A 5,783-nucleotide genomic window follows, 5' to 3' on the forward strand; every position below is an offset into this window, starting at 1 on the left:
CCATAGCCATTGAGCAGGTGCTGCGGCGCGCCTTCTTTCAAGACCCGGCCGATCACCGCCGGATCGAGCACATCACCGCCGACGATCAGGTAACGCAAGTGCTTGAACACCGGCATCAGGCCGGCGGCGTACTGATGGAACAGGCCGGCGGTCATCCACAGCACGCTGACCCGCTGCTCGGTCAGCAACCGGGCGAAACGCTCCCGGGACAACAGCACGTCCTGGTCGACCACCACCACGCAGCCGCCGTTGAGCAATGGCGCCCAGACGTCCAGGGTACTGGCGTCGAAGGCCGGGTTGGAGGCGAACGCCACCCGGTCCCGGGCATTGAAATCGGCGTAGCCGTTGTTGATCACCAGTCGGTTGATCGCCCGATGCGGCACCAGCACCCCCTTGGGAGTGCCGGTGGAACCGGAGGTGTACATGATGTAGGCCACCGCTTCGGCGCTCTGGGGCAGATCGAGGTCGGTGCTGGCTTCAGCCAACTCCAGGCGATCCAGGTCGACCCGCACAGCGCTCTTCGCCGAGACCAGGGAGCTCTGGGTCAGCAGGACCTTGGCCCCGCTGTCGTCGACCATGAACTGCTGGCGTTCCAACGGCGCGCTGGTGTCCAGCGGCACGTAGACGGCGGCGCACTTGAGCACCGCCAACTGGCTGACCAGCAGTTCAACCGAACGGGCCAATCCCAGCGCTACACGGTCCCCCGGCTGCACACCCAGGCCTGCCAGATGGCGAGCCAGACGATTGGCCCTGATGTTGAGTTCACCGTAGGTCAGGCATTGTTCATCGTGCACCACGGCGATGGCATCCGCACAATCCTGCGCCTGCTGTTCGAACACGGCATGGACGGTCTTGTCCCGTGGATAGGCGCGTGTGGTCGCGTTGAACGCCTCCAGTACCCGCTCGCGTTCGGCATGGGGCAGCACAGCCAGGTCGTGCAGACGTGTAGCCGGGCTGGACTCCAGTGCCGTGGCGAGGCTCTGCAGCGCGCGCTCCATATACGCGCAGACCCGCTGCGCGCCGATGCCGTTCTTCACCAGGACGGTCAGGGCGAAATCCTCGCCCAGGTCATCCACCGACAACGTCAGGGGATAGTTGGTACGTGATTCGCCGTCCAGCGTCTCGATGCCCTGCCAGGCAGCGTCAACCTCCAGCGCATCGACCTGTTCACTGGAGTTGCGGTAGTTCAGCAAGGCACTGAACAGCGGTGCCGGTGCGCTCACGCCACTGCAGCGTTGCGCCAGGGCCAGCGAGGCGTGCTCATGGCCCAACAGCGCGGTGAGACGCCCATGGACGGCCTGGACACCCGTGCGGACATCCTGGTCATCGACGCTGACGCGAAGGGGCAAGGTATTGATGAACATGCCCAATGCGCGGTCGGCACCCTGGCCGCCCTGCATCCGGCCCAGCAGCACCGTACCGAACACCACCTCGGATTTGCCCGAGACACAGGCCAGGACTTGCGCCCAGGCCAAGTGACAAAGGCTGGCCGTCCCCACGCCGGACCGGCGCGCAAGACGCCGCAGACGACGGCTCAGATCGCGCTCGAGCAATCGGCCGGCTTCTTCGATGTCGTGGCCGTCCCCCTGCACCTGTTGCAAGCCGAACGGCAGGGTCGGCTCCTCCACGTCGCCGAGCATGTCGCGGAAGAACGCCTCGTGCTCTTCCTGGCTCACGCCCAGGCGAGCCTGGGCCACATAGTTGCGATAAGGCACTGCCGCATCCAGTTGCCCGACTAGCCCCAGCAGATGCGCCTGCATTTCGCGCTGCACCACTTTAAGCGCCGTATGGTCAAGGGCGATGTGGTGGAACAGCAGCAGGGCGACCCAGCGCTGGTTGGGCTTGTCTTCGGCGAAGGCCAGGTGCATCAACGGTGCCTGGGTCATGTCCAGCCCATAGAGCCGGGCATCGAAACGTTGTTGCAACTGTTCGACGATGCCTGCGCCTTGCGGGTCCGGCTCGAACGCTTCCAGCTTCAGCGGCGCCTGGCGCCAGACCACTTGCTGAGGTTCGTCGAGGCCTTCCCACACGATCGCGGTACGCAAGATGTCGTGGCGATCGATGACGCTCTGCAACGCAAGGATGAAATCATCGAGGCGCTGCCGGTCTCGCAGGCCAAACAGCGCCTGAAGGAGATAGGGGTCGCCCTGCTCGGCCGACAGATGATGGTAGAGAATCCCCTCCTGGAGCGGTGCCAGGGGGTAGATGTCCTGCACATTGCCCGCACCACCCGGCACGCTCGCCACGATCCGGTCGATGGCCTCCTGGTCCAGCCTGGTCAACGACAGCATGTCCGGCATGATTCTCGTGCAATCCCGGGCAATGCCGTTGGCCGGCACCTCGACTTCGCAGTACCCGCCCACTGCCGCCGCCAGCGCCGATAGCGTTGGCTGGCCGAACAGCACGCGCACGTCGGCACTCAGGCCCACCTGGCGCATCCGCTCGATCAGGCTGACGGCCAGCAGGGAATGACCGCCCAGTTCGAAGAAATGGTCGTGACGACCGACCTGTTCCACGCCCAGCAGCGCTTGCCAGATCTGCGCCAGGGTGGTTTCGACGTCGCCTTGAGGGGCTTCATAGCCTCGGGTAATGACCGAGTCGAGGTCTGGCGCCGGCAAGGCCTTGCGGTCCAGCTTGCCGTTGGGGGTCAACGGCAAGGCGTCCAGGCGTACGTAGGCCACGGGCACCATGTAATCCGGCAATTGCCCTTGCAGATGGCTGCGCAGGGCCTCGATGTCCACGGCCCGGGACTCGGTGAAATAGGCCACCAGGCGTTTATCGCCGGGGACGTCCTCACGGGCCAGGATCACCGCCTCTTTTACCGCTTCATGCCCAGCGAGCCGTGCTTCGATCTCCCCCAGTTCGATGCGGAAACCACGGATCTTCACCTGATCGTCGTTACGACCCAGGTATTCGATATTGCCGTCCGGCAGGTATCTCCCCAGGTCGCCGGTCTTGTACATCCGGGCGTTGGGTTCGCTGCTGAACGGGTCCTTCAGGAAGCGTTCGGCAGTGAGGTCATCGCGATTGAGGTAACCGCGCGCCACACCGGCACCGCCGATATAGATCTCTCCCGGTACGCCCAATGGCACCGGTTGCCGCTGTTCATCCAGCAGATAGAACTGGGTGTTGGCCACCGGTTTACCGATATGCGCAGCGAAACCCTCTTCGCGGGACATCGATACCCAGCTTGAATAAGTGGTGGTTTCCGATGGGCCATACAGGTTGCACAGGCGCTTGACGGAAGTCTGCTCGAACAGCGCCTCCACCAGGCTGCGCTTGAGGGCTTCGCCCGCCACGTTGACGGTCTCGACACCCTCGCCCAAGCCACCGGATGCCAGCAGTGCCTTGAGGGCGGACGGTACGGTGTTGATCAAGGTGATGTCGTGCTCGCCCTGTTGCAGTTCCAGCACGTTGGTGACCACGTCGATGCTGCCACCGCAGGTCAACGGCGCGAAGCACTCGTAGACCGCCAGGTCGAAGTTCAAAGAAGTGGAAAACAGCGTCTTCGACAGGGTTTGCGCATCGGAGGAACGCTGCGCCCAGGTCAGGAAGTTCACCGTGTTGCGGTGCTCGATCATCACGCCCTTGGGCAGACCGGTGGAACCGGAGGTGTAGATCACATAGGCCAGGTGCGACGAGGTCAGTTCCGGAACCTGGGGATTCAGAACGGATTCGTCCTGCCAAAGTTCGCTGCCCAGATCGATGACCGGCATCGCAGCGCCGGCCAACAATCCAAGCGTCGCCGCCTGGGCCAGCACCGCCGCCGGGGCGCTGTCTTCCAGCATGTAGGCGATCCGGTCCGCCGGGTAAGCCGGATCCAGCGGTACGTAACCGCCGCCGGCCTTGAGGATCGCCAACAGGCCCACCACCATGTCGAGGCTTCGCTCGACACAGATCGCCACCCGGGAATCGGGTTTCACCCCCTGCTTGCGCAGGTAATGGGCCAGGCGGTTGGCCCGCTCGTTCAGTTCGCGATAGCTCAGGCGTTGTCCGCGATGCAGCACCGCCAGCGATTCCGGCGTGCGCTGAACTTGCGCTTCGAACAACCCGTGAATCGTCTGCGCCAGCGGGTATTCGGCCTGGGTGGCGTTGAAGCCCACCAGCAACTCTTCGCGTTCCGTCGCCGGCAAGATCGACAGGTCGGCCAATGGATTTTCCGGCGCATGCTCCAGGGCCTCCACCAGGCTCGCCAGGGCCGTTTCCATGTAGGCACCGACCCGTGCCGCGTCGATACCGGTCACCGCCTGGACGGTGAGACTGAAGCCGTCGCCCAGGTCGTCCACCGACAGCATCAGCGGATAGTTGGTGCGTTCCTCGCCACCGAGCACCTCGATACCGTTCCAGGCCGGCAGCGCCTCGCTGGACGCCGTCGGTGCGCTGTGGCGGTAGTTGAGCAAGGCGCTGAACAACGGCGTCGGCGCAGCCACACCGCTGCAGCGTTGCGCCAGCGCCAGCGAGGCGTGCTCATGGGCCAGCAACGCAGCCAGTCGTGCGTGGGTGGCTTTCACGCCGGCACGGACGCCGGTTGACCCCACGCGCACCCGCAACGGCAAGGTGTTGATGAACATGCCCAAGGCTCGATCAGCCCCCTCGCCGCCCTGCATCCGGCCCATCAGCACGGTGCCGAACACCACATCGTCCTGGCCGGTCACTCGCCCCAGCACCTGCGCCCAGGCCAGATGGACCAGGCTCGCGGCGCTCACGCCCAGGTGACGGGCTCGCGCTCTCAAGCCCTGGCCCAGATCATGGGCGAGTACCCGCGTGGCCTCCTCGATACCCTGCCCCGTGGCCTGTACATCCTGCAGGCCGAACGGCAGGGTCGGTGCGTCCACATCGCCCAGCATTTCGCGGAAGAACGCTTCGTGCGCTTCAGGGCTCACGCCCAGACGCGCCTGGGCCACATAGTTGCGATACGGCATCGCAGCGCCCAGACGATCGGCCTGGCCCAGCAGATGCAACTGCATCTCGTGGCGCACCACGTCCATCGCGGTGTGGTCCAGTGCCATATGGTGGAACAACAGCATCGCCAGCCAGCGATCCGTATCGGTGTCATGGGCATAGACCAGTTGCAGCATCGGGGCCCGGGTGATATCCAGGCGGTGATGCCTCGAGTCGAAGCGCTGGTACAGCAGCGCCGCCATGTCGCCGTCGACCGGGTCCAGTGCGACCTCTTCCTGCATCAGCGCTGCTTCGCGCCAGACGACCTGCAAGGGTTGATCGAGCCCTTCCCAGAGTACCGCGGTCCTGAGAATGTCGTGGCGGTCGATGACCTGCTGCAACGCACGGCAGAAGTCTTCCAGGCGCTCCCTGGTTGCGAAGGCGAACTGGGTCTGGAGCACGTAGGGGTCGCCCTGCCGGGCGGCGAGATGGTGATAAAGAATGCCTTCCTGCAGCGGCGCCAGGGGGTAGATGTCCTGCACGTTGCGAGCGCCACCGGGCACCGTTTCAACGACCCGGTCGAGGGTCTCCTGGTCCAGGTCGGCCAGGACCAGCATGTCAGGGGTGATCCGCGTACAGCCAGACGGGATCCGGTTGGCCGGTACCACGATTTCATTGCTGCCACCCACCGCGGCGGCCAACGCAGCCAGGGTGGGTTGACTGAACAGCACGCGCACGTCGGCACTCAGGCCCACCTGGCGCATCCGCTCGATCAGGCTGACAGCCAGCAAGGAATGACCGCCCAGTTCGAAGAAATGGTCGTGACGACCGACCTGTTCCACACCCAGCAGCGCCTGCCAGAGCTGCGCCAGGGTGGTTTCGACGTCGCCTTGAGGGGCTTC

The 5,783-nt window shown here is 64.7% G+C and carries 1 protein-coding gene; it reads right to left on the reverse strand.

Annotated elements, in window-relative coordinates:
- On the reverse strand, positions 1-5,783 hold a 5,783-nt coding region (locus BT179_RS25895; RefSeq protein ID WP_143148734.1), incomplete at both ends, for a non-ribosomal peptide synthetase.

The organism is Pseudomonas sp. NFACC43 (assembly GCF_900119645.1).
Classification (GTDB): Bacteria; Pseudomonadota; Gammaproteobacteria; order Pseudomonadales; family Pseudomonadaceae; genus Aquipseudomonas.